At 47.9% G+C, this 23,086-nt stretch carries 21 protein-coding genes and 2 pseudogenes; 11 read left to right on the forward strand and 12 right to left on the reverse strand.

Annotated elements, in window-relative coordinates; genetic code table 11:
- Positions 1 to 13: 13 nt before the first annotated feature.
- Positions 14 to 799, reverse strand: a complete 786-nt coding sequence (locus ACH59B_RS19500; RefSeq protein ID WP_016818525.1) for a class I SAM-dependent methyltransferase — start codon at positions 797 to 799, stop codon at positions 14 to 16.
- 263 nt (positions 800 to 1,062) lie between these two features.
- On the opposite strand from ACH59B_RS19500, the gene ACH59B_RS19505 reads away from it, so the two are divergent.
- On the forward strand, positions 1,063 to 1,941 hold the full coding sequence (locus ACH59B_RS19505) for a DUF72 domain-containing protein (RefSeq protein WP_404302434.1): 879 nt from the start codon (positions 1,063 to 1,065) through the stop codon (positions 1,939 to 1,941).
- On the opposite strand, the gene ACH59B_RS19510 is transcribed toward ACH59B_RS19505, so the two are convergent.
- The 5 genes and pseudogenes from ACH59B_RS19510 to ACH59B_RS19530 form a co-directional block, all read right to left on the reverse strand.
- The gene (locus ACH59B_RS19510) at positions 1,933 to 3,048 is read right to left on the reverse strand and encodes a glycosyltransferase family 2 protein (RefSeq protein WP_016818523.1); all 1,116 of its coding nucleotides are present in this window, start codon (positions 3,046 to 3,048) and stop codon (positions 1,933 to 1,935) included. The two genes, ACH59B_RS19505 and ACH59B_RS19510, sit on opposite strands and share 9 nt — an antisense overlap.
- Positions 3,048 to 3,920 (reverse strand): annotated as a pseudogene (locus tag ACH59B_RS19515) (class I SAM-dependent methyltransferase). Before ACH59B_RS19515 ends, ACH59B_RS19510 begins: the two are co-directional and overlap by 1 nt.
- Positions 3,913 to 5,262, reverse strand: a complete 1,350-nt coding sequence (locus ACH59B_RS19520) for a nucleotide sugar dehydrogenase (RefSeq protein WP_404302436.1) — start codon at positions 5,260 to 5,262, stop codon at positions 3,913 to 3,915. Before ACH59B_RS19520 ends, ACH59B_RS19515 begins: the two are co-directional and overlap by 8 nt.
- 2 nt (positions 5,263 to 5,264) lie before the next feature.
- The gene (locus tag ACH59B_RS19525) at positions 5,265 to 6,245 is read right to left on the reverse strand and encodes a polysaccharide biosynthesis protein (RefSeq protein ID WP_330708071.1); all 981 of its coding nucleotides are present in this window, start codon (positions 6,243 to 6,245) and stop codon (positions 5,265 to 5,267) included.
- A gap of 19 nt (positions 6,246 to 6,264) precedes the next feature.
- On the reverse strand, positions 6,265 to 6,972 hold the full coding sequence (locus tag ACH59B_RS19530) for a glycosyltransferase family A protein (RefSeq protein ID WP_016818519.1): 708 nt from the start codon (positions 6,970 to 6,972) through the stop codon (positions 6,265 to 6,267).
- 215 nt (positions 6,973 to 7,187) lie between these two features.
- Between ACH59B_RS19530 and ACH59B_RS19535 the strand changes: the two genes are divergently transcribed.
- A complete protein-coding gene (locus ACH59B_RS19535) occupies positions 7,188 to 7,901 on the forward strand; it encodes a GT-D fold domain-containing glycosyltransferase (RefSeq protein ID WP_016818518.1) in 714 nt (237 codons plus the stop codon).
- Positions 7,902 to 8,111: 210 nt separating this feature from the next.
- Complete coding sequence (locus ACH59B_RS19540; protein WP_019688457.1) at positions 8,112 to 9,239, forward strand: SGNH/GDSL hydrolase family protein; 1,128 nt, start codon at positions 8,112 to 8,114, stop codon at positions 9,237 to 9,239.
- Between the two features lie 223 nt (positions 9,240 to 9,462).
- Here the strand turns inward: ACH59B_RS19540 and ACH59B_RS19545 are convergent, their stop codons facing one another.
- Positions 9,463 to 9,879, reverse strand: a complete 417-nt coding sequence (locus ACH59B_RS19545; RefSeq protein ID WP_016818516.1) for a hypothetical protein — start codon at positions 9,877 to 9,879, stop codon at positions 9,463 to 9,465.
- A gap of 164 nt (positions 9,880 to 10,043) precedes the next feature.
- On the opposite strand from ACH59B_RS19545, the gene ACH59B_RS19550 reads away from it, so the two are divergent.
- From ACH59B_RS19550 to ACH59B_RS19570, 5 genes and pseudogenes are all read left to right on the forward strand, one after another.
- Positions 10,044 to 12,023, forward strand: coding sequence for a methyl-accepting chemotaxis protein (locus ACH59B_RS19550; protein ID WP_404302439.1), 1,980 nt, complete (start codon positions 10,044 to 10,046; stop codon positions 12,021 to 12,023).
- Positions 12,024 to 12,080: 57 nt separating this feature from the next.
- Positions 12,081 to 12,257, forward strand: coding sequence for a YjfB family protein (locus tag ACH59B_RS19555; RefSeq protein ID WP_016818514.1), 177 nt, complete (start codon positions 12,081 to 12,083; stop codon positions 12,255 to 12,257).
- Between the two features lie 187 nt (positions 12,258 to 12,444).
- The gene (locus ACH59B_RS19560) at positions 12,445 to 13,800 is read left to right on the forward strand and encodes a dipeptidase (protein ID WP_016818513.1); all 1,356 of its coding nucleotides are present in this window, start codon (positions 12,445 to 12,447) and stop codon (positions 13,798 to 13,800) included.
- A 244-nt stretch (positions 13,801 to 14,044) separates the two neighbouring features.
- Positions 14,045 to 14,176: pseudogene (locus ACH59B_RS19565) on the forward strand (putative RNA methyltransferase); the annotation flags it as partial.
- A 132-nt stretch (positions 14,177 to 14,308) separates the two neighbouring features.
- Positions 14,309 to 14,908, forward strand: coding sequence for a methyltransferase domain-containing protein (locus ACH59B_RS19570; RefSeq protein ID WP_225164801.1), 600 nt, complete (start codon positions 14,309 to 14,311; stop codon positions 14,906 to 14,908).
- Between the two features lie 70 nt (positions 14,909 to 14,978).
- Here ACH59B_RS19570 and ACH59B_RS19575 read toward each other — a convergent pair whose 3' ends face one another.
- The 4 genes from ACH59B_RS19575 to ACH59B_RS19590 all read right to left on the reverse strand — a co-directional run bounded on the left by ACH59B_RS19575 (position 14,979) and on the right by ACH59B_RS19590 (position 17,261).
- Positions 14,979 to 15,413, reverse strand: a complete 435-nt coding sequence (locus ACH59B_RS19575; protein WP_016818511.1) for a hypothetical protein — start codon at positions 15,411 to 15,413, stop codon at positions 14,979 to 14,981.
- Between the two features lie 108 nt (positions 15,414 to 15,521).
- Complete coding sequence (locus ACH59B_RS19580; RefSeq protein WP_013372771.1) at positions 15,522 to 16,013, reverse strand: hypothetical protein; 492 nt, start codon at positions 16,011 to 16,013, stop codon at positions 15,522 to 15,524.
- A gap of 166 nt (positions 16,014 to 16,179) precedes the next feature.
- On the reverse strand, positions 16,180 to 16,662 hold the full coding sequence (locus ACH59B_RS19585) for a hypothetical protein (protein ID WP_016818510.1): 483 nt from the start codon (positions 16,660 to 16,662) through the stop codon (positions 16,180 to 16,182).
- Positions 16,663 to 17,033: 371 nt separating this feature from the next.
- A complete protein-coding gene (locus ACH59B_RS19590; protein ID WP_013372773.1) occupies positions 17,034 to 17,261 on the reverse strand; it encodes a LuxR C-terminal-related transcriptional regulator in 228 nt (75 codons plus the stop codon).
- A gap of 306 nt (positions 17,262 to 17,567) precedes the next feature.
- Between ACH59B_RS19590 and efeO the strand changes: the two genes are divergently transcribed.
- The 3 genes from efeO to ACH59B_RS19605 are packed head-to-tail and all read left to right on the forward strand — an operon-like array spanning position 17,568 to position 21,669.
- Positions 17,568 to 18,446 (forward strand): iron uptake system protein EfeO, encoded by an 879-nt coding sequence (gene efeO, locus ACH59B_RS19595; RefSeq protein ID WP_016818509.1) that lies wholly within the window; start codon positions 17,568 to 17,570, stop codon positions 18,444 to 18,446.
- A 4-nt stretch (positions 18,447 to 18,450) separates the two neighbouring features.
- Complete coding sequence (gene efeB / locus ACH59B_RS19600; protein ID WP_019688461.1) at positions 18,451 to 19,815, forward strand: iron uptake transporter deferrochelatase/peroxidase subunit; 1,365 nt, start codon at positions 18,451 to 18,453, stop codon at positions 19,813 to 19,815.
- Positions 19,816 to 19,839: 24 nt separating this feature from the next.
- Entirely contained in the window at positions 19,840 to 21,669 is a 1,830-nt protein-coding gene (locus ACH59B_RS19605; RefSeq protein WP_404302444.1) for an FTR1 family protein, read from the forward strand.
- Between the two features lie 88 nt (positions 21,670 to 21,757).
- Here the strand turns inward: ACH59B_RS19605 and ACH59B_RS19610 are convergent, their stop codons facing one another.
- Positions 21,758 to 23,038 (reverse strand): type III PLP-dependent enzyme, encoded by a 1,281-nt coding sequence (locus ACH59B_RS19610; protein WP_016818506.1) that lies wholly within the window; start codon positions 23,036 to 23,038, stop codon positions 21,758 to 21,760.
- Between the last annotated feature and the right edge of the window lie 48 nt (positions 23,039 to 23,086).

Consider the following 23,086-nt stretch of genomic DNA (forward strand, 5'->3'; position numbering starts at 1 on the left):
CCGGCCTTCTGTTTCAAGCCCGCACACCGACAAAAATCATTCGGGGCGAAGCATCTTCTATATATTGATCTTCATCATAACTTCCGTGCACCTGCTCTACGGATAGCCCGGCTTGTTCTAGCAATCCACGGAACTTTTCATACGGATATAGCTTTACTCGCTCATAGTACACACGCGCAGGTTGTGCGTCAGCATGAGTGGCATCCAGCTCAGAGGCTGCTTCTGTGGTCGTCACAGATGCGGCTGACCGGATGGCAATTTGCTTTTTCACAAATCCATCTTCAATGACCCGATGCTCCTCAATCCAAGATCCCTCATCCTCCCGGGACGAATGCGGTACCAAATGTGCAGCTACGTAGGAAGGGTTCAAATAATCTATAATAAAACGACCTCCCGGTTTCAACAGCCGATAAATTTCCTTTAATACCTTAAGCTGCTCCTCATCCTTCTCAAAATAACCAAAGGAGGTAAACAAATTGACCACCGCATCAAAGCTTTCATCCAGCGGCACCGCTCTCATATCCCCTTGATGCCAGCTTACCCGCCCTTCGGAATCCGCCGCATGCGCCTCTCTCAGCAATACATTGGACAGGTCCACACCCGTCACCTTATACCCTGCATCGGCGAGCGCAAGCGAATGACGTCCCATCCCGCAGCATAAATCCAATACGCTGGAACCTTGCGGTAATTTGAGCCAGGAGATCATTTTTTGCACTTCCTGATAGGCTCCCTGAAAGTCGCGATGCTTGTATACCAATAAATAATCTTCCCCAAAGCTCTGCTCGTACCATTCTGCCATATCGTTTCTCCTCCATGAACTCATTTCGCTCTATTACATACTATATTAGCTTTTTCAAACTGGAAACTCAAAAACATTACGAATAAGCATTTTGCAAAAGCACCAAGCTTCCTGACATGAGAGCATGTTACAATAACCGTATTTGAGCTTAAATAATCATAGGAACTTCATACCCACTTCATGTGATTTATTCCATTTTATCATTAAAATGAATCATGGGAATGCCTTTACAGAGGTTTCATGCAGGAAAGGAGCGGCAAAGTATGATTCAAATTGGACTGACGGGTTGGGGCGATCACGATGACTTGTATCCAACGGGCACTAAAGCTAACCAAAAACTAAGTGTCTATGGAAGCCATTTTCCCGTAGTAGAGATGGATAGTTCTTTTTATGCGGTACAGCCTACGGATCGTATGGCACGCTGGGCGACGGAAACTCCAGACTCCTTTTCATTTCTCGTCAAGGCCTATCAAGGCATGACCGGCCATACCCGCGGCAAACAGCCTTACTTCAAAACCATTGATGCGATGTATGAAGCGTTGCATGCATCCATACTGCCTCTTCGCGAAGCGGGCAAGCTCAAAGCTGTGCTGTTTCAGTACCCACCCTGGTTCGACTGTACACGTGAGAATGTCGCCATATTGCGAGACACGAAAAATAGGATGGGAGAGGTCCCATTCGTACTTGAATTCAGACATCAAAGCTGGTTCACACCAGAATTTCGGAAGCAAACGCTGGCATTTATGCGTGAAGAAGGCTGGATACATAGCGTATGCGACGAGCCGCAGGCAGGCCCCGGGTCAGTTCCCATTGTACCGCTGGCTACAGACAGCAACCTGACCATCGTACGTCTCCACGGACGGAACATATCAGGCTGGAATCAAAGCTCGGCACCTAATTGGCGGGAGGTTCGTTATCTGTATCGGTACAATGAACAAGAATTGACCGAATGGAAAGACAGATTGCTGGAACTGGAGCAGCAAAGCCGTGAGGTATGCGTTATATTCAACAACAACTCAGGTGGAGACGCCGCTGCCAATGCCAAGCAACTCATGACCATGCTGGGCATGGAGCCTAGACCTTTTCCACCTCGCAAGCCACCTGAAGCGGATCAAGGGCCGGAACAGCTTGAGCTATTTTGACGGCCGGGCTGTGGGTGAAAGTTTGGGCATAGCCTCTCTGAGCTTGCGTTCGTTATCCAGCAAATGCGGGTCATCTGGCAAATAACGTAAAGCGACTTGGTTGTGCTCATATGAAGCTTCCAGCTTACCTACATGGGCGTAGCAATGACTGAGTCGTACATGAGGTAACCAAGAGTAGCATGGCAGTGGGACAGGTCTCATACCAGGAAGGTGATGCTGTTGCTCCAATGCTCTTTCATACCAGTATGCGGCAGTACTCCATTCATTTCTTGTGAAAAACCAGTCCCCGATCATGCAGCACAGGTCTGCTTGCGGTACCCCGTATCGAAAAGAGCGTAACAAACGATCCAGCTGTTGTTCGGGCTTCCCGAGATGGAGATAGCATTCAGCCGCTCGCGCACAAGCAGTAATGCGATCCTCCTGGTAGCCGCTCGGCTCCTCCAGCAGATGGTCGAAGCCCTCTGCGGCCTCGGCATATTCCTTACGGTCAAAGCATTCATTGGCGTGAAAATACAGCAGACGCCCTTCCAGCTTGCCGCTTTCGCTGATCCACCGGGCGAGAATACGCTGGTTACGGAGCGTATGGTCTTGCATTCGGCGATGTGTCACTGCCACATCCGCATGCACGATTTGCCCCTGAGGTATCACCAGATCCTCATGCAGACGCCCTTCCCAGCGGTATTGTCGCTCCCGCTTCACAAGGCGAATACGGCGTGAGCTGAACAACGGTTCACCCCGCTCACCCTCTGCCAAGTGAAGTGGCATCACCACCGCGTCGATATTTTCGGACAAACGCTGTTTTAAGGAACGAAGACGTTCACGATCGGGTTCCAGCAGCACATCATCCGCATCCAGCCACATGATATAGGAACACGTTGCCTTGTCAAACGATTCATTACGAGCGGCGGCAAAATCGTCCTTCCATTCAAACGTATATATCCGATCCGTATAGCGGGCTGCTATCGTCTTCGTCTCATCCGTTGATCCTGTGTCCACAATGATGATTTCATTCATCAGGTCTGCGACCGAATCCAGACACCGGGACAGTGTTAACGCCTCATTTTTTACGATCATGCACAAGCTGAGGGTCATTGGATGCTCAGTCATCACTTCACGTCATCCCCTTTACCGTTGGCTGACTCTTCCGTTGTTTTTCCGGTAGACTTGCCATCAGTATATGCACCTCTCCTCTCAGCCTGCGCCTTGTCTATCTATTCGACATGCGTAACCCTTTCCAACGGCAAAAGTTGTTCCTCCATATGCCGGATTCGCTGTACCGCCTTGTCGAGTGCGGCCTTTCGCTGATTCATTTTGCGAACATGCTGCTGCTCTACCCGTTGAAACTGCTCCTCATCCAGCTTCATCCATTCATTCAGTTGCTCTGTCCCTGGCTTGGCCTCACGCAGCTCTTTCGGCTTCTTGCGACCTGCAAAGCACAAATATTTATGGTGTACCTCCAGCGTTTGTTCTATAAAGTAAGGGTACAGCACACGGGAGAGACTTCCGGCATAGTAAGTCCGTTTGTGATCGTGAAACGGATGATATCCATAAGGTACAGACAGGACGAGCGTCCCCTTTTTATTCAACAGGCGGTAAGCATGAGCCAGCAGAGTGTCGGGATGCGCAAAATGTTCCAAAATCTCTCCTAAAATAATAGTGTCAAATCCGCCGGGAGGACGTTCAAATTGTGAAATGTCCTTTAACTGAAAGTGGACTCGTCCCCTGACGGGTGCAGATTCCTGACGAAGTTCTTTTTTTGCATAATAAATGCTGTCTTCTTCCAAATCAATCGCCGTTACCTCAAAGCCTTCCCGCGCAAGCAAAATGGACGTTATTCCCTGACTGCATCCAACATCCAGCACGGTACGACCCTGTACATGGCGACAAATCCAGTGAATTCTATTGCGGGTGGCTTCATGAGATTCCTCTGAATTAATCTGTCCGTAATAACGTTCGTTTACCTGATCACGGTTAGCCAACAGCGGCGCCCCCTCCGTCACCAGGATGCCCCAAAATCACGACATGTCCACCTGTGCAATGTGCAGTCGCATTACGTGTATCGAAGACCAGCCGAGCATGGTCAACCAACTGTTGGTAGTTCACCACAGAATGGTCTGTCGTGATGACCACAATATCTGCACTTTCCCACAGCTGGGCATTTGCCGTCCGAGATGGGATTTCTTCACCGTTCAGCTTAAAACTCGATACATACGGGTCGGTGAAGCTAACCGAAGCACCCATTTTTGTTAGATGCTCGAACAGGACAAGAGCCGGGGATTCCCGAACATCATCAATGTCCTTTTTGTAGGCTACACCTGCCAGAATGATGTTGGCCTTGTTTATGGCTTTCCCTTCCTGAGCAAGCATGGATTCGATTCGCTCCGCGATATACAGCGGCATACGCCGATTCATGCGGTCTGCCAGATCTACGAATTCCAGCGGAAAACCATGCTGTTCCGATTTCCACGACAAATATAGCGGATCAACCGGGATACAGTGTCCCCCAATGCCTGGTCCTGGATAGAAAGGCATGTAGCCGAACGGCTTGGTTGCCGCTGCATCCAGTACCTCCCATATATTGATGCCAATTTTCTCACACGCCGCTGTCAGCTCATTGACCATTCCAATGTTGACACTGCGAAACGTATTCTCAAACAGCTTGGCGGCTTCAGCCACAGTTGTCGAGCTAACCGGAACAATCTGATCCAAAAAGGATCCGTAAAAACCTGCTCCTGCTGCCAGACAATCTGGTGTGCAACCGCCGATCACCTTAGGGGTGTTGCGAATGTTAAAATGGACGCTGCCCGGATCGACACGTTCCGGTGAAAAGCACACATAAAAATCCTTACCCACTGTCCATCCCCTGCGCTGCTCTATCACGGGCCGAATCAGTTCTTCGGTCGTTCCCGGATAGGTGGTACTTTCCAGAATCAACAGCGTTTGTCTACGCAAATGAGGTATGGCCTGATCAATGGCTGTCTCAATATAGGACGTATCTGGTTGATGTCCGTCCGTTAGCGGCGTAGGCACACAAATCACGACGATATCCGCATGCTCCAGCACCTTGATATCCGTAACTGGATGCAATTGCTGCCCGATCAGACCTTTCAATGCATCATCGCCAATGTCTATGATGTACGACTTTCCTTGAAGTAGCTTGGCTACTTTGACGGGATCGGAATCCACGCCATATACATCATAACCGGCCTTTGCCATTTCCACTGCCATGGGCAGCCCTACATAACCGAGGCCGATCACTGCCACCTTTACCGTTCCTTTTGTGATTTTTTCCATAAGCTGCAAAATACCCACCTCTTTCATCGTTACTCCATACCTTGCAGTAACTCAGCAATTCCAGCGCGATCCATTAACTCATCGTCCGAGCGATATTGTTCGAAGCTCACCCGCTCCAATCCACCATATTGGCTCAGTAAGCGCTCGTCTGCTTGCTGGGGAAGAATAACAAAATAACGATCGTCATAGCGATACGTGTGCGGCACCTCATAGGGTGAAATCAGCACCTCATGCAGCTTTTCCCCACCACGTATACCAATTTCCTTCACTTTTAACTTAGGCTGCCCCGCCTGTTCTTTCATCACTTCTGCCAAATCCGCAATATTGCAACCCTTCATTTTCATGACTAGTGTCTCTCCACCAATCGCCGTAACAGAAGCCTTTAGCAGCAAGCCAATCGCCTCTCCGAGCGTGAGGAAGAAACGTGTCATGTCTGGGCTCGTCAGCGTTAAATCCTGACTTTCCGCGATCTGGCGTTTGAACAGAGGCACGACACTTCCACTCGTCCCTAGCACATTGCCGCCGCGAATACACACAAAGCGAGTACGCTCACTTAAGGCGTTGGCGCGGATCATCAATCTTTCGCCAATCGCCTTCGTCATCCCATATACATTCACCGGGTCTACCGCCTTGTCTGTAGAGACATCAATGACCTTGGCGACTCCCTGCTCTATGCTGGCCCGAATCACATTTTCCGTACCATGTACATTCGTCTTGAAAGCCTCTTCCGGCTGCTTCTCACACACAGGAACATGCTTTAATGCCGCCAAATGGAACACATAATCTATCCCGCGACAAGCCTCCTGCAATGCCTGAAGGTCCCGAATATCTCCAATCATGAAATTCAGCCGGGGATCAGACTGGAATTGCCGCTGCATGGCAATCTGTGCAAATTCACCGCGTGAAAAAATACGAATTTCCGCTGGTCCCTCCTTCAGCAATTCAGCCGTCAGGCGTTGCCCCCAAGATCCCGTTCCTCCGGTCACCAGCAGTTTTTTTCCTTTGAACAATATAATCTCCTCCTGACGGTTACGAATTGGCAATGCCTGTGCCCAAAAATTCAGCCAGCACCGCGTTCATTTCATTTTCTGAGAGTCGATCCTTTGCCGGCACCTTTTTCACCGATGTATTGGCGGCATGAATGACATTCACATAGTTGCGAAGCGGAATCACCTCATGCGGCAGCTCCGTTACATATCCGTGTGTGCCTTTCCCAGGAATAACGACACGGTAATCATTCAGAAATTCCTCTACTTGATAGCGGAACACATAAAAGGAAGGCGAGTGGTGAAACACAGGTGCCATCTGCCCCTCAACCGCATCCCACAAGTAACCCATTTGATTTACCAGCGCAACCGTATCCGGTTGAAACTTGTAATCATGCAACTGTTGTACAAAGGATTGGTGATACAAATCGTCGGAATCTATTCGAGCAATAAGCAGTTCGTCCGCTCCTTCGATGTACGCATTGATACGACGTTTACTTTCGATGCTCGTACCAAAACGGATGTGCTCAGGAATGGGCTCCCGTTGGGCCAGTTCCTCTTCCACAATGTCGCTGCATCCACCCGCCAGCTTGACGACAGATAAAAAATCCGTATTTGTCTGATTGAGCAGACTACGCAGCGTAAAGGTTCTGAATATATCCAGTCGCTCGCTGATCCACTCACGTGTCAGGCGGTTGGGATTCATCCCATAGTTATTAAAATTAATTTCAATCACAATCTTGCGCTTCATTGATCTTCCTCCCTTTCATCCGTCTTCTCTCAAGTTATGAAGACGCTCCTGAAACGGCACGTACAGATGCAACAACTCTCGCAAAAATAGGTAGAATCGAAAAAGAATAGCCGTTCATACAAAAACCTTTTAACTTTCGACATATGATAGAATACGAAGTTTTTTGCTCTATTTGAAAAGTTGAACAAGCAGGACTGACAGGGAGGAAACAGGATATGACGGATCCAAAGTATCTGGAGATTGACGAGGTATTGAAACGTTTGAAGCTGGCACTCGATCAGCACCATCCCTTCTCACTCATACGTATTGGAGATGGCGAAAATTTGGTATTGGCTCAAGACACCGTCTGGCCGATGGAAAAGGTGTTACAGGAACGCTGGGCGGTCAAAGCCAATCTCGGCCAAAAGGGACTATTTCTGCCCAATACGGAACTACGAGACGCAGTGGCAGAGGCAGTGAACAAAGCCAGCGTCGCAGGCATTTTGCCATATGATGACGAGTCTATTAAGGCACCATCCTATATGAAGCGGGAGCTGACCGATCAGGTCTTTGCTCACTATGCTCTTTCCCCTGCGCTGACTTGCCATGCCTGCCTGAATCGATATTTGGCAGAGACACCCGCATTCTGGAACTTGCTGAAAAATCGACGCATTCTGCTGGTCACCCGGACAGCTGCTGAAGTAAAGCCTGTTCTTGAAGCCGAGCCATATGGGCTGCATATCGCGCACACGCTCGCATTCCATCAATATGAACAGATGCCAGAAACACTCGAATGGATCGCAACCCACAAAGATGACTTTGATATTGCGCTATTCTCTTGTGGTGTCAATGCAGTGGTGTTGGCGCAAAAAACAGCAGAATTAACTGGCAAAGTAGGTATAGACTTCGGCAAAGCGGTTAACATTGTCATGTTCGGCAAAGCGAATTAAAGAATAAAGGTAATAGTCTGAAAAGAATCAACTTCGTTATTGGGGCTCCGTATATCAAAAAAAGCATCAGCAAAATGAAACCTGCTGGTGCTTTTTGCTATCCATTGCTGTTCTAAACTTACTTAAAAATAGATTTGAGATTACCTGTCACTTCTTTTACAATATTACAGAAACTAGCATTCATTCGAGATTATGAGGAGGATGTTGAATATGTCGCATAACAAGAGATTGAAGACATTTCCACTTGCAAAAGCAAAGCATGTAAAGGTTCATGGCCGAACTACGCCAACACTTACACCTCTTACTCTATTTTGGACAGGCAGCGGCATTGAATTAAATATGAAAGGCTCAGAGCTATGGATTGAAATAGAAGCCGATTATCAGGTGTATGAGCCCTGGATCAGTATTGTCATCAATGGTGTCCCGATGAGTCGTCTGATGGTGACCGCTGGTCGGCATTGGATCTGTCTTTTGAGAGGATTGAACTCTGACACGGTCAAAAATGTCCGTCTCGTCAAGGATGCCCAGCCTATGAGCTCGGACCCGCGCTGCTTGTTGCAAATTCATGCCCTAAAGGTTGACGGAGAATTGCTGCCGGTCCCTAATAAGCCCCTCAAAGTAGAGTTTGTCGGGGACAGCATTACTTCGGGAGAAGGAACGATTGGAGCGAAGGAGGAGACCGACTGGGTTCCTATGCTGTTCACGGCTCTACGCAATTATACAGCCATAACAGCCGAGGCACTGAATGCGGATTACCGAGTATTCTCACAAAGCGGATGGGGTGTGCTAACAAGCTGGGATAACAATCCACATGGGAACATACCGGCATATTATGAGCAAATATGCGGTGTGCTCATCGGAGAGAGAAATGAAGCATTAGGAGCATTTGCCGATCATGATTTTACCTCTTGGCAACCGGACGTGGTCGTAGTGAACTTAGGGACTAATGACGGTGGAGCCTTTTATTCTCCAGCATGGACAGACCCAGTAAGTGGGAAAGTGTATAAGCAACGTTTGAATGAGGATGGCACATTTAATGAAGAAGACGTACAAGCTTTTGAAAACGCTACCGAACGCTTTCTTGTCAAGCTTCGGAATTGCAATCCTACTGCCCATATTGTATGGGCCTATGGGATGCTTGGTACTCCGATGATGTCAGCGATCTATCGGGCGGTCGATGCGTACAAGAAAAAAACGAGGGATCGCAGTGTGTCCGTATTCCAACTGCCCAACACGACAGAAGAAACGATAGGATCTCGCAGCCATCCCGGACTCCTCGCCCATACCAAAGCGGCAGACGAGTTGACTCAGTATTTGCAAGAAATTTTAAAGAATTAGCAGCCCGTAAAAGCAAATCAACTCTGTTGTACACACCATGAAGTAATCACAACAACCATATCATTTATGTTCTCGGTGTTGTAAGGAGTACAGACAGCCACAAGCCTGCGGCAAATGTCTACCCCAGGCTGTGGCTGCTAGGCTTAAAGCGCAGCTGCCTAATCATAGGAAAACCATGAACAGGCAGCGAGCTCTGAACCGGAGAATACTTGTCTGATATATTTTACAAAAACGGAGTTGAAGCGATACCCGTGAATACTTCCGGACCATTGCGGACAGTAGTCGAAACACCGGAAATATAAGAAGAATATACCGTTTGTATGGCCCAGGGAGCGGACAAATCCTGTGCATTAAAAGCTTGCGTTTCATTAGCTCCATTCACGCCCAATACCCCCTCAGCGCGGTAGACTACCTCGTTCGGATCATAGTTAGCTCCACGTACAATCTCAACCGCATACGTATCACCAAACTCACCGATCAGACCAATCGAACCACTAAAAGTCACAATCGGACTCGGCACAAGATAAGTTCGCAGCGTAATCATACCGAATCGCTCTGGTACAGGCCCCAATTGAATATCGGGGCCCTCACCTGTTTTTGATGAATTGGTGGAGCTTCTCATATCCAGAAAAAAACCCATACCTTATCCCTCCAAATTGCAAGATACTCCATGCTATGCAAGCAATTCTTTGACGTATTGGACAAATTAGCAATAAATCTATCAATTCAGCTCCAAAAAACCGATAGTAAATACATATGGTATAAGCTTTTGAAATGAATATATAGTTAGAAAGCAGGGGTTAGATGAAACAACTGAAACGACTGAAAACATTAACACTACGCAAGAAATTGACAGCAGCTTTCCTGCTGGTCATGCTTGTTCCTAGTATTATTGTGAGCTCTTTCTCATATCAGGCAGCGTATAACCAGACAGATCGCCAATTACTGGACAGTGCAACATCTAGCGTGACTGCAGCTGATCGCGCAGTTACTCAAACGATTCAAGCCAAACTAGCTGATCTTGAATATTACTCCACAACGTTGACGGCTAGTGATAACAGCGCTGAAGCAGATGATGCCATTCTAAAAAGATTACAAGTGTATTTGAAAATGCATGCGGAAGTTGTTGATATGTTTGTAGGAACTCCCGAAGGTAAACTTATTATTGGCAAAGCCGTAGGCTCCACAAACGATCCTCGGGAACGTCCGTGGTATAAGCAGGCCATGGAGAAACCCGGTCAAACCGTAATCAGCCCTGTCGGGCTCAATACGGCCAAGGTCCCCGTTGTGTATATTTCACGTACACTTCCCGACAACAGCGGTGTTCTCGGTCTTTCTCTGAATTTGAATAATTTAAAAGAAATCACAAAGCTAAGAATCGGACAAAATGGCTATATTGTGATATTTGATAGTACCAAACGCATCGTTACCCACCCGACAGCAGTCAGCGGGAGTACCGAAATGGGAGAAAAAACGCCTGAATTGTTTACCTCCAAGGAGGGTAGCTTCGATTTCAATGCCGCTGGTGTAGCTAAACATCTGATTTTCAAAACCAATGAGCTGACAGGCTGGAAAATTGCCGGAACGATGGACAAATCAGAAACCCGTGCCTCCGCCCAACCTATTCTTCTCACGACAATCGTAGTGTTGGTCATTGCAGCCATCATCATTGGTGTGCTCGCAATGTGGCTGATCAACAGTATCCTTAAACCCATCCATAGATTGCGTAATTCTATGGATGCTATCAGCCAAGGTAATCTATCGATTAATGTGGCTACGAACAGCACAGATGAAATTGGCGAGTTATCAAGATATTTCCAACAAATGGTGGATAACCTGCGTAACATGATTAGAGAAATTCAAGCAATGACAGGTAATTTGTCAGCATCCTCGCAAGAACTTGCCGCAGGTGCAGAACAAACGACCCGTGCCATCGAGCATGTGACCATAGCCATTCAAGATGTCGCTGCCGGCAGCGAACGTCAGGTGGACAGTGCTAAAGATAATCAGAAACGAGTTAGCGGCATGTCTGCTGACATTACAGCTATGACCGACACCATGGCAGAAATGACCACTTATTCCGCCCAAGCTATTCAGGCGTCGGATGCAGGCAGTGAGCATATCGGCAACAGTGTCATCTCCATCGATGGAATTCGCACTACCGTGGAAGAGCTCGATACGATTGTCAGCGCTTTGAGTGACCGTTCCGGACGAATCGGGACGATCGTCACCGTCATTACGGAAATTGCTAGCCAGACGAATCTGCTTGCACTGAACGCTTCTATTGAAGCAGCACGAGCTGGGGAGCATGGCAAAGGTTTTGCTGTCGTAGCAACAGAGGTCCGCAAGCTGGCTGAAAACTCAGCTTATTCCGCACAGCAAATTCGTGAACAGATTCAAGGGATACAGAGCGGTGTATCTGAAGCCCTGGTCGCTATGGAATCTGCCAAGGAACGCGTAACGGAAGGGATCAATTCCATTGATCTATCCGGTCGCTCCTTCTCGCGCATCCGTAGAGCAGTAGCCAAATCAGCGAAGCAGCTCGATAACGTGGCTGCTTCTACCGCGGGAGTAGCCAATGGAACGAATGCAGTCGTTAGCAGCATGGAGGAAATTACACGCATCGCTGAAGAAGCAGCATCTCATACAGAGACCGTGTCCGCAGCCGCAGAGGAACAGCTCGCCTCCATGGAAGAGATCGGTTCGTCTGCCGCAGATTTGACCCGTCTGGCAGAGCAGCTTCAAGATTTACTGACACAATTCCAATTGGATGAAACAAAATAACCATTCCTACCGATAAATACAGAGAAAGCGAATTTTCAAAATGAAGGAGGATGGAACATGGATATCGCAGCATTATCCACAGGTATGAGTCAGGCCAGCTTGGCTCAAGCCGTAAGTGTGAAGGTATTGGGTATGGCTAAGGATCAGGCCAGTGAACAAGGACAGGCTTTGGTACAGATGATGGAAAAAAGCGTACAACCGCATCTTGGGGGTCATCTGGACATCCGGGCATAAGTACATCCTATTCATGATGAAAGGCGATTCTACTCAGGTCTGTACAGACCCGGGCAGAATCGTTTTTTTTCTCCCTATTTTTCGTTCAGCATAAAACGTAGTAAACTAGACATATCGTCCACAACCTCGGTTCGGAGGATAGCGCAATATAAAAACGATTTACATTTAAAAGGAGGATACATAGTTTATGAGTTATACTGAATATTTTGAAAAAGCCAGAGAACAACAACTGGGCGAGCTACAGGAATGGCTGTCCATTCCGAGTATCTCCGCATTATCGGAGCACAAAAAAGACATTAATCAAGCAGCCGAATGGCTGGCGGCCAAACTGACTGCTGCAGGCTTGGAAAACGTTGAAATTATTCCAACCAAAGGCCATCCGTTAGTGTACGCAGACCATTTGCATGCACCTGGCAAACCAACCATCCTTGTGTATGGACACTATGATGTGCAACCTGTGGACCCGCTTCACCTGTGGGAAACGCCACCGTTTGAGCCATCCATTCGCGATGGAAAATTGTATGCGCGCGGAGCGACAGACGATAAGGGGCAAGTTTTCTTGCACATTAAGGCGGTTGAGGCCATTTTGAAGCAGGAAGGCAAATTGCCGCTGAACATCAAGTTTTGCATTGAAGGCGAGGAAGAAGTGTCCAGTCCGAACCTGCTTGAGTTTTTGCACACCGGCGCTGAACGCCTAGCAGCCGATGCTGTACTGGTGTCTGACACCTCTCTGATCGAAAAAGGGAAGCCTGCGATTTGCACAGGTTTGCGCGGACTGTGCTCACTAGAAGTCGCCATTCACACGGCGAACACGGATCTGCATTCCGGCTCCTTCGGTGGCGGTGTGCCGAATGCCCTGCATGCTTTGGTGTCCCTGTTGGCAACCCTGCATGATGACAAAGGCCGCGTTAGCGTCGAAGGATTTTACAACGATGTTGCTCCATTATCGGCAGAGATGAGAGAAGAATTCGCGAAGCAAGGCTTCAATGAGAGCAAGCTGCAACAAGATCTTGCACTTGATTCGCTCTATGGCGAAGAAGGGTTTAGCTTCGTCGAGCGTGTTGGGGCTCGTCCTACACTGGAACTGAACGGCGTATATGGCGGCTTCCAGGGTGAAGGTACGAAAACGGTCATTCCGAAGGAAGCTCACGCTAAAATCACATGCCGCTTGGTAGCTAATCAGAATCCGCAAGATATTCTGGACAAAATTGAGCGCCATTTACGCGCACACGTTCAGACAGGAGCTACTCTGGATATTCAACAAGGTGAGAAAGCGAACGCCTTTAACATCGACCCGTCACATGCGTTTTTACAAGCAGCAGCGGATGCCTTTGAGAAGGTATACGGTGTACGTGCCCTCTTTACCAAGGATGGAGGCTCCATTCCGATCGTGGAAACCTTCTCCCGTGTGCTGAGTGCTCCAGTTGTATTGATGGGCTTCGGCTTGCCAGATGAAAACCTGCATGCACCAAACGAGCATTTTAATTTGGAGAATTTCGACAAGGGTCTGCTGACGATTGTGGAGTTTTTGAAATCTGTGTAAGCATATGACAACTTCTAATGGCTAAGTTACAATAGAGAGGGCGAAAGCCCTTTCTATTTTTTTAGAGGAGCGCTGCACAATATGATTATTCAGTTCATTCGTTTACGGTAATGTGAGGTACAGTTCATGAAAACTCAATCATTTTTTCGAAAAATGGGTTGGGTTTATTTGGCTGTGCCTTTTTTCATTCACCCAATACGAATGAACGAGGTGCTTTTCTATGTCCAAATGGAATAAACACGAGATGAAGGCTAGCCTGATCAGGAAGCATCAACATCTTTTTAGTTGTCCTGTATGTTCTCAACCCATGCGTATGGTGGAAGGTAAAAGCCTCCTATGTATGAATCAGCATTGCTATGATCTTTCAAAACACGGGTATTTACATTTATCCGCCCGATCCCATAAAACCAAATATGATAAACAACTATTTAACTCCAGAAGAATGATGTGCAATAGCGGATTTTTTGATCCTTTAAATGAAGCCATAAGCTGCACGATGATGAAGTTTATGAAACCCCTGTACGATCAAAAATCACATCTGTACTTGCTGGATGCAGGTTGCGGGGAAGGTTCCCCTTCGAGCCACATTCAGGATAAGCTTACCTGGAAGGGAATCACCGAGCTTACAAGCGTAGGTATGGACCTGTCTAAAGAAGGTATTGTGGCCGCAGCCAAAGCATATCCTCATGCCCTCTGGTGTGTTGCCGATTTGGCTCATTGCCCATTTGCAAATCAACAATTTGACGGTATACTCAATATTTTATCCCCTTCCAATTATGCTGAATTTAAAAGGATTCTTTCGGAGGATGGCTGCATTCTAAAGGTCATTCCCGAACCATATTATCTTCAGGAATTGAGATGCTTGTATGAACAGAAAAAGCCAACTTATTCAAATGACAATATATTAAGCCGGTTTAAAGATAGCTTTAATCTTCTATCCGCCGAACGAGTAACCTATCGCTTTATGCTAAATGCCGACCTTGTGGAGCCTTTGCTCCATATGACTCCCTTATCGTGGGGAGCTACGGAAGCAGACTGGCAGCGAATGCAGGAAATAGATTTACCGTATGTCACCGTAGATTTACTCATCTTATGCGGTAAAAAATAACATACCAAAAAGCATTCACAGCATGTGATTACGCATGCTCGTGAATGCTTTTTTTCGTTAATGCCGTCGCTTAAGGAAAACGAGTGTAGCGCAACAGGTGAACCAGCCGATTCAGCCGTTCTATCTCCCGATCCAGCTCATGCAGTGGCTGCCCCGCCAAAGCAGCGTTCGCTCTCCGATCACGTAGCGGATTTATTTTCCGGCCAATGAGTTTCAGCACGGTGGCCTTCCCCATGTTATTCACCACCACATATTGCGTTAGCGGATCAAGCTCAATCCACAATACATGGTGCTGTTGAAAAAACAACAGTAATTGCTTTTTTAACTCATCCAGCTCATAAGGCTCACCTGCAATTTGCGGCTGATGATGAAAGGCAACATAGCCCATCACACGCAGGTCACTTATGATTTGTTCCAAATGAAGCGTTTCGTTTATGTACACATTGTTCGTGCTGATGCGGTTTCTTGCACCATTCGTACGATTTTCCCGGATGACGTTCACCACCTGACTATCGTTTATTTTAAGGTTTATCTTTCCCCTTTTTCACTGTAGCGCAATCGGTTTTAAAAAATCAGAACGTATACAAACCTTATGAACAAAAAAACAACCGGCTTATACGCCAGTTGTTTCCCGTTCCACAAAATACTTATTGGTCATATAATGAGCCTTGCCTCTAGAAGTATCAACCATTCCCTTTTTGTTGTCGAGAAAAACAATCTCCCGGCATTTGGTGCAGTACCACTTGGTCCGCTTGAAGGGGGATTCTGTTACATACGATGTACCACATTTGCAATCTACTTTAATTAAGGTTTCTGTTGATTTGTAAGCTTGAGACAGCTCTCTTAAGCCAGTATCCGGCTGTTGAATCGGGATAATGACCTCCTGATAGCTTGAATACTGATTGTGCACTTTAAAGTCAGCCACCAGTTCCGCATGCAGTCCAAAGTACTCTTTGCCAATCTCGGTTACAAATTTCTTGCCGATTCTGTAACACTCAAGCCATTCCTGTATCTGTTGATTAGACAAAGGCACCGTGCCCTTGATACCACTATTTAATGTGTAAGTCATGATGTATAAAGTATCATCTTGTCTATGTCCGTACATGAGAAGCCTCCTTATAATACACTTGATAATGTACTACAAAGCGTACAAAACATCAATTTTATTATTTGGCAAAAGATATAGTAGCATTTCCAAGTATGGATTTAATATATGGTGAAAAGCATATAAAGACGCGTGCGAGTCTGTTAGAAAAGCAACTGACAATCTGTCAGTTGCTTTGTCTTTCTACATAGTATTTGTTGGTCATGTACCAGGCCTTGCCTGTATTCGTATCCACCATGCCCTTTTTACGATCCAGGAACACAATATTGTTGCATTCCTTGCATGACCACTTGGTTCTCTTATGAGGTGATTCTTCTATGTAGGAAGCACCACATTTACATTCTACCTGAATTAATGTTTTATACTGACTATACGCTTCTACCAGTGGGTCCAGATCTACAGCTTTACGTTCCATTACAGGCTGTATCATGGATATGTGTTCTCTCTGCTCCGAGTATTCATTATGTACCTTGAAATCTGCTACCAACTCAGGGTTTAAACCAAAATATTGTTTGCCCACAACTGTTACAAATTTACTGCCAATTCGATATGCTTTAATCCATTCCTGCACCTGTTTACTGGATAGGTCGACTGTTCCCTTTATACCGCTGTTCAGCGTGTAAGTCATTGAGTGTTGGTTGGGTGTCATATGTCTTATCGTTCACCTCCGATCAAGAATATACCACAGGTAGTCCTAAGCAAAAACCCGATTCAACTTCCATCCTGTCGTCATGCTAATTTGTATTTCATTCTTAGACTATCACCAGATGCATTTCTATCTAAATACAACTTTGTGGTACAGCTTCCACCTCAATTATTCATATAACTTATTGGAAAACGCATGGTATTTTCTTCCTTATCTATATAGTACACCACTTATACACAAATTCCCACATATTTCAGCGGTTTAATCGTTTTTTTCATCATATCCTCAGCATGATCAAAACAAAAGCCTTCCCGACCACCCTTCATTGTTGAAGGATCATCGAGAAGACTTTGTACCCCGCAAGGAACGAGAGGTCAGATTTTTAATTCGCCAAGCCTGATTAATTCTACGACCGCCTGTGAACGACCTTTTACGTTCAGTTTCTGCATTACGTTGGAAATATGGTTACGCACCGTCTTCTCACTAATAAATAGTTGTCCGGCGATGTCACGCGTTGTTTTGTCCTGCACGAGCAGTTCAAATACTTCACGTTCACGGTGAGTTAACAAAAACTTGTTTTTCTGGTCGTTACCCTTCGTCAATTTCACCCCTCCTTGCTCGGGTTTTGTGTGGTGTAACAAGGTTAAGGGATACAGTCAACACATTTTATGTCATGTGCTCAGGTATGGTTCAATGTGCGGATAAAAATGGGCATAGGCACCTTACTTGTAGCTTTAATGACGAGTTGAACTTTGTGTCTAAAATATGTATTGACAGGCATATAGGCCAGCCTTATGATAAGAAAAAATGCGACTGATAATCATTATCAAAAATGATAATTCGTTATAGAGATCGCGCTACAGACTATGGTTCAAGGCCAGTTTGGCCAGAAAGGGTGTTCATTGATTATGAAACTACGTTATGCCGTACCGGCCGGAGTGCTAGTCTCTTCTATTCTGTTTGCAGGTTGCGGACAAGCCGGAACTGCGGATCAGCAGCCCGCTGCAACATCCAAAGATACAGGAGCAACAACACAGACCACGACTCCTGCGGCGACTGCTCCCAATTTTGATCAAGCGGTTGCGGCTTACCGTACCTATGCAACCGAGCAATGTGATACGTTTGTAAAAAAGACGGAAGAATTCACGAACGCAGTCAAAGCTGGCGAGCTGGATAAAGCCAAGGCTTTGTATGCTCCAGCGCGTATGTACTATGAACGAATTGAACCGATTGCGGAAGCACTAGGCGATCTGGACCCGAATATTGACGCTCGTGACGGTGATGTGGATGCAGCGGATTGGCGCGGATTTCACCGTATTGAGAAAACATTATGGGAAGAAAACACCACCAAAGGATTGGACGAGTTTTCCGACCGCCTGCTGAGTGATGCCAAACTGCTGCGTGCCAAAGTAGAAACAGTTAACATTGATGCCAGCTTGATGGTAACAGGTGCAGTCGAGTTGCTGAATGAAGTATCTACCTCGAAGGTAACGGGTGAAGAAGAGCGTTATTCTCACACAGACTTGTACGACTTTGCGGCCAATGTAGAAGGTGCTCAAAAGATTTATGACATTTTGAAAACAGATCTGAACCAAAAAGACGCGGCGTTGGAAAAACAAATTGGTGAGCGCTTTACAGCCTTACAGCAGGAGCTGGCTCCTTTCAAAGACGGCGAAGGCTATGTATCGTATACCAAACTGAAACCGGAAGAAATTAAAAAGCTAAGCCAGAACCTTGATGCTTTGGCAGAACCGTTGTCCCAAATGGGGAAATTGTTAGGAGTGTAATGATATGAAAGGCTTTAAGCGGCAAAAAGGACAAGAAAAGTCGCAGTATGCGGAATCCCGTAATGAACAGTCTGATCTGACAGAAAAGGATGCTCAGCCAGCGGATGATGAGCGATCAGGAAAAGGTAAATCCGTATCACGCCGTGATCTATTGAAGCTGGCCGGGGTAGGCGGATTAGGTCTACTGCTTGGCGGCGGTGGCGTGGGCGCTGTGCTGTCAGCCAGTCAACGCCTCGAAAGCATGTTGACGGAGGCAGATACCAAAGATGTAGTTCCTTTTTACGGCAAACATCAGGCGGGAATTGTAACTCCGGCACAAGATTTTATCTGTTTCGCCGCTTTCGATCTAACAACCCCCGACAAGGAACAGGTGCGGAATCTCTTCAAGGCCTGGACGGAAGCAAGTGCTACAATGACTTCTGGTGTGCTGCTTGGCACCGATAATGAAAATATCAACCTCCCTCCTTCCGATACGGGCGAGGCAGCGGGATTATCTCCGTCCCGGACGACGATCACTTTTGGGGTGGGCCCCTCCTTTTTTGATGGACGGTATGGCCTGGCAGGGCTCAAGCCTGCCGGGTTCCGTGAGTTGCCTCGTTTTCAGGGAGACGCCCTGGATGAGCAATGGTGCGGCGGTGATATCGGAGTGCAGGTATGTGCCAATGACTTGCAGGTAGCTTTCCATGCCCTGCGTAATTTGGCGCGTATCGCCAGAGGAACGGCGGTACTCCGTTGGACGCAGGAAGGTTTCCAGCGGACGGCACAAGCTGATCCTGCGGGCAGCACACCGCGCAATTTGCTCGGCTTCAAAGATGGCACGGGAAACCCGGACACGTCCAAGGCAGACGAGATGAATCGGCTGGTGTGGACACAGACCAATGACGGACCAGCATGGATGGGCGACGGCAGCTATATGGCTGTACGCCGTATTCGTATGCGAGTAGAGGTGTGGGATCGTTCAACATTAGGTGACCAGGAGGATACCTTTGGACGCCATCGCAGCAGCGGTGCCCCACTGGGCAAAAGCAAAGAGTTTGACAAGCTGGATCTGGCGGCTACAAGCCCTGAAGGCAAGCCGCTTACGCCCCCTACCTCTCATGTGGCATTGGCTCATGGGAACGGGAGCATTAATATTTTGCGGAGATCTTATTCCTATTCAAGCGGATTAGACAAACAAACAGGACAGCTCGATGCCGGACTGCTGTTCATCAGCTACCAGCGTGATCTGTTCAAGCAGTTCGTTCACATTCAGGAGAAGCTTGCACGTAATGACAAGCTGAACGAATACATTGTACACAAAGGCAGCGCGGTGTTCGCCTGCTTCCCAGGTGTGTCGCAAGGCGGCTACATCGGGGATACGTTATTTTAGCAGCAGGCAAGGAAGGGGATTTATATGAATCGGCGCAATAAAAGCTTGGGGTGGGTGTTTGTGCTGGTGGCGGCTCTGCTGCTGACAGTAACTCCCTTCATATCCGGCTCCAGGTCCGCTGCTTTCGCACAATCAAATGCTAAAGCTGAATCTAATGATCAGCTGATGCCAGTGGTCGGCGGAGCACTGGTGGAGGCGGGACAAGACCAATGGACGGAAGCCTCCAAGGACCTAAAGGAATTCCGTGGTTTATGGGAAGCCGCCAAAGCAAATGGCGGGGATTCAGCTCACATCGCGGCTGTAGATCAAGCTCTGACCGATGCGGAAGAGGCGCTTGCCCGTGGCGGCGGGGATTCAGCGAAAGCTGCGTTATCCGTGCTGGCGCGCTCGGTCAATGAGTTTGTGACTGCTGCCGAAGGAGATCAACCGGCTCCCGCCGGAGCTAAAGCAGCGGAAAAACTGCTTCCTATGGCGAAGGGCAGTCTGGCTGCCATGCAAAAAGGCGATTGGGCTGCTGCGCGGGTGGATTACGACCGAATCGTTAAAGCCTGGTATCAGGTAGAGACACCGATTCGTCTGGATCATTTTTCGGTATACAGTTCACTTGAAACGAAAATCAGCCTCATTCGCATCTCTATGCAAGCAGAGCCCATACGTCAAGCACAGGCTCTCAAGGAAATGCAGGAGTTAACGACGCTGCTGTCTGATTATAGTCAGGGCAAACTTGTGAACACAGATCAAGGGGCAGATGCAGGCAATGCCGCTGCCGGAGCAGCGAATGGTTCAACAGCTTCCCTCGGCGATGCAGTCACCCTGCTCGAATCCGCACGCCAAGATGTTGTAGCTAATCAGCCAGAGCAGGCCGCAGACAAGGTAGGTCAGTTTATCGCTATATGGCCTTCTGTCGAAGGACATGTACAAATTTCCGATCCGGCGTCTTACACTGCGATTGAAAATCAAATGACCGAGACTTCTGGATATCTGCTGTCTTCCCCACCGAATACGGATAAAGCCTTGCAGACTCTTGATCAGATGCTGGACAGGCTCCGTCCGTTGACCGAGGAACGTTCTTATACTGCATGGGACGCCGCACTGATTTTGCTGCGCGAGGGTCTGGAGGCCATTCTCGTGCTCGCAGCTCTGCTCGCGTATGTCAAGAAAAGCGGCGAAGCCGTGGCTGGACGATGGATATGGGCAGGAGCTGGTACAGGACTGGTGCTAAGCGGAATACTGGCGGTGCTGTTCACCTCGCTGGTGGCAGCTGCTGCATCGGGCAGCATGCGTGAGCTGTTGGAAGGTGTCACCGGGCTGGTGGCTGTTGTGCTGATGCTAACGGTCGGTAACTGGCTGCATAGCAAATCCAATGCTGCTGCGTGGAACCGCTTTGTGGAAAACAGCGTGGGCAATGCGCTGGCACGGGGCAGCCTATGGTCACTCTTTGCGGTTTCTGCGCTCGCGATTCTACGTGAAGGAGCCGAGACAGCTATTTTTTATATCGGTATGGCTCCGGCCATTAAAACCTCGCAATTGCTGATTGGTATTGGCTCAGCAACGGTTATACTGGTCGTCCTTGCTTTAGCGATCATCAAGTTCAGTGTAAGGTTGCCAATTCGCGCCTTTTTCCTGACCGCCACTATACTGATCTACTATCTCGTATTCCGATTTCTGGGCGAAAGTATTCATTCCCTTCAGGTGGCAGGCAAGCTGCCGGGACACACTGCGTCCTCGCTTCCTTCTATTAGCTGGTTGGGAATGTATCCAACTTGGGAAACATTTGTCCCACAAGCCCTTGTGCTGATCTTTATGGTATGGCAGCTTGTCCGTCAGGAAATACGCAGCTCCAAAGCACGTTAAGTCAATACTACAATGCTGAAAATGTAAAAAACGCCAAATCACAGGTCCGATGGATATCGGCTCCTATGATTTTGGCGTTTTTACATACTTACATCACATCCTCAGGCAACGCAATCATACGCTGATGGTGCAGCAGGTCCGTGCGATCACCGTGTTCACGAATGACATGCACTTCCCCGCGATAATCGAGCAGTTCCGCCGGAGTAGCATGTCCCAAAAAATATAATGGGCTGTAGCTTAATCCATAGGCTCCTGCGTTCGGAAAAGCAATATAATCGCCTTCGCGAATCGGGGGCAGCTCTGCTTTTTTCACAATACAATCCTCGGGTGTACAAAGCGGACCGACAATGCTTACCGTCTCCAGCGCCGTGGAAACCTCTTCTCCCACTTGTCTGCGCATAATTCGCACCGGGTAATTGTCCCTTAAGCGGCGTCCCCGAAAGGTAGCTGAGACGTAGTGATTCATGCCGCCATCAGCCACGACAAACTTCTCTCCCTTGGATTCCTTGGTATACAACGCCCGGCAGACATACATGCCTGATTGAGCGACCAAATACCTGCCGCTTTCAATGATCAGCCTAACCCCGGGCATACTGGATCGAGTCTGTTCCGCGAGTGCATTGAGTCCGTCAATGACGTGATCCATATCGAGCGGCTGTTCATGAGCAAAATAAGGTACACCAAACCCACCGCCCAAATTGACCGTATGCATCGCCACACCATACTGAGCCTGCACCCGTTCTGCCAACTGCAAGGTATTCGCAAATGAAGCTAAAATCTGATCCGCTTTCAGCATTTGCGTACCTGTATACACTTGAATACCTTGAAAATATACGTGCGGGCAATCTTCCAGCACCTTAAAAAAGTGATCCAGCTGCCCTTCATCGACTCCAAAAGGGCGCGGAACACCGCCCATTTTAATCGTTGCTCCCGACAGGTCATTATCGGGATTAATTCGAACCGCAGCTCTGACAAACACGCCTGTTTGGGCAGCAATGTCCTCCAGTAGACGTAGCTCTCTCACCGATTCAACATGGATGCAGCCGATCCCACAGGCTATCGCCTCGCGCAGCTCGGCTACCGTTTTCCCCGGCCCAGCGTACAGCACATCCTCCGCAGCATACCCGGCCTCCATGGCGACGAACATTTCTCCAGCCGAGGCAATTTCCACACCGCAACCTAACGAGCGCAGCAACCCAGCCAAGGCTACGTTACCATTAGCCTTGAGCGCGTAATGTACACGCACGGCCGGATGTAACCGGGCCAGCAACGAGCTGACGTGAGCATGCAGCGCGTCCCCATCATAATAATAAAAGGGTGTCGGATGCTCGCCGAATCGCTCCAGTAAGACTTGATCCTTTTGATCCATCTGCCGAATCCCTCCTTTCTTTGCTTGGATACTCTGTATTTGGTATTA

The organism is Paenibacillus sp. DP01 (assembly GCF_044784315.1).
GTDB lineage: Bacteria > Bacillota > Bacilli > Paenibacillales > Paenibacillaceae > Paenibacillus > Paenibacillus polymyxa.

Excerpts from the sequence above, each read along its gene's own strand:
- ACH59B_RS19510 (WP_016818523.1), bottom strand. The coding sequence starts at position 3,048 with ATGACTGAGCATCCAATGACCCTCAGCTTGTGCATGATCGTAAAAAAT.
- ACH59B_RS19610 (WP_016818506.1), bottom strand. The coding sequence starts at position 23,038 with ATGGATCAAAAGGATCAAGTCTTACTGGAGCGATTCGGCGAGCATCCG.
- ACH59B_RS19585 (WP_016818510.1), bottom strand. The coding sequence starts at position 16,662 with ATGACACCCAACCAACACTCAATGACTTACACGCTGAACAGCGGTATA.
- ACH59B_RS19540 (WP_019688457.1), top strand. The coding sequence starts at position 8,112 with ATGTCGCATAACAAGAGATTGAAGACATTTCCACTTGCAAAAGCAAAG.
- efeO (WP_016818509.1), top strand. The coding sequence starts at position 17,568 with ATGAAACTACGTTATGCCGTACCGGCCGGAGTGCTAGTCTCTTCTATT.
- ACH59B_RS19545 (WP_016818516.1), bottom strand. The coding sequence starts at position 9,879 with ATGGGTTTTTTTCTGGATATGAGAAGCTCCACCAATTCATCAAAAACA.
- ACH59B_RS19550 (WP_404302439.1), top strand. The coding sequence starts at position 10,044 with ATGAAACAACTGAAACGACTGAAAACATTAACACTACGCAAGAAATTG.
- ACH59B_RS19535 (WP_016818518.1), top strand. The coding sequence starts at position 7,188 with ATGACGGATCCAAAGTATCTGGAGATTGACGAGGTATTGAAACGTTTG.
- ACH59B_RS19530 (WP_016818519.1), bottom strand. The coding sequence starts at position 6,972 with ATGAAGCGCAAGATTGTGATTGAAATTAATTTTAATAACTATGGGATG.
- ACH59B_RS19500 (WP_016818525.1), bottom strand. The coding sequence starts at position 799 with ATGGCAGAATGGTACGAGCAGAGCTTTGGGGAAGATTATTTATTGGTA.
- ACH59B_RS19580 (WP_013372771.1), bottom strand. The coding sequence starts at position 16,013 with ATGTACGGACATAGACAAGATGATACTTTATACATCATGACTTACACA.
- ACH59B_RS19560 (WP_016818513.1), top strand. The coding sequence starts at position 12,445 with ATGAGTTATACTGAATATTTTGAAAAAGCCAGAGAACAACAACTGGGC.
- ACH59B_RS19605 (WP_404302444.1), top strand. The coding sequence starts at position 19,840 with ATGAATCGGCGCAATAAAAGCTTGGGGTGGGTGTTTGTGCTGGTGGCG.
- efeB (WP_019688461.1), top strand. The coding sequence starts at position 18,451 with ATGAAAGGCTTTAAGCGGCAAAAAGGACAAGAAAAGTCGCAGTATGCG.
- ACH59B_RS19555 (WP_016818514.1), top strand. The coding sequence starts at position 12,081 with ATGGATATCGCAGCATTATCCACAGGTATGAGTCAGGCCAGCTTGGCT.
- ACH59B_RS19520 (WP_404302436.1), bottom strand. The coding sequence starts at position 5,262 with ATGAAAGAGGTGGGTATTTTGCAGCTTATGGAAAAAATCACAAAAGGA.
- ACH59B_RS19570 (WP_225164801.1), top strand. The coding sequence starts at position 14,309 with ATGAAACCCCTGTACGATCAAAAATCACATCTGTACTTGCTGGATGCA.
- ACH59B_RS19505 (WP_404302434.1), top strand. The coding sequence starts at position 1,063 with ATGATTCAAATTGGACTGACGGGTTGGGGCGATCACGATGACTTGTAT.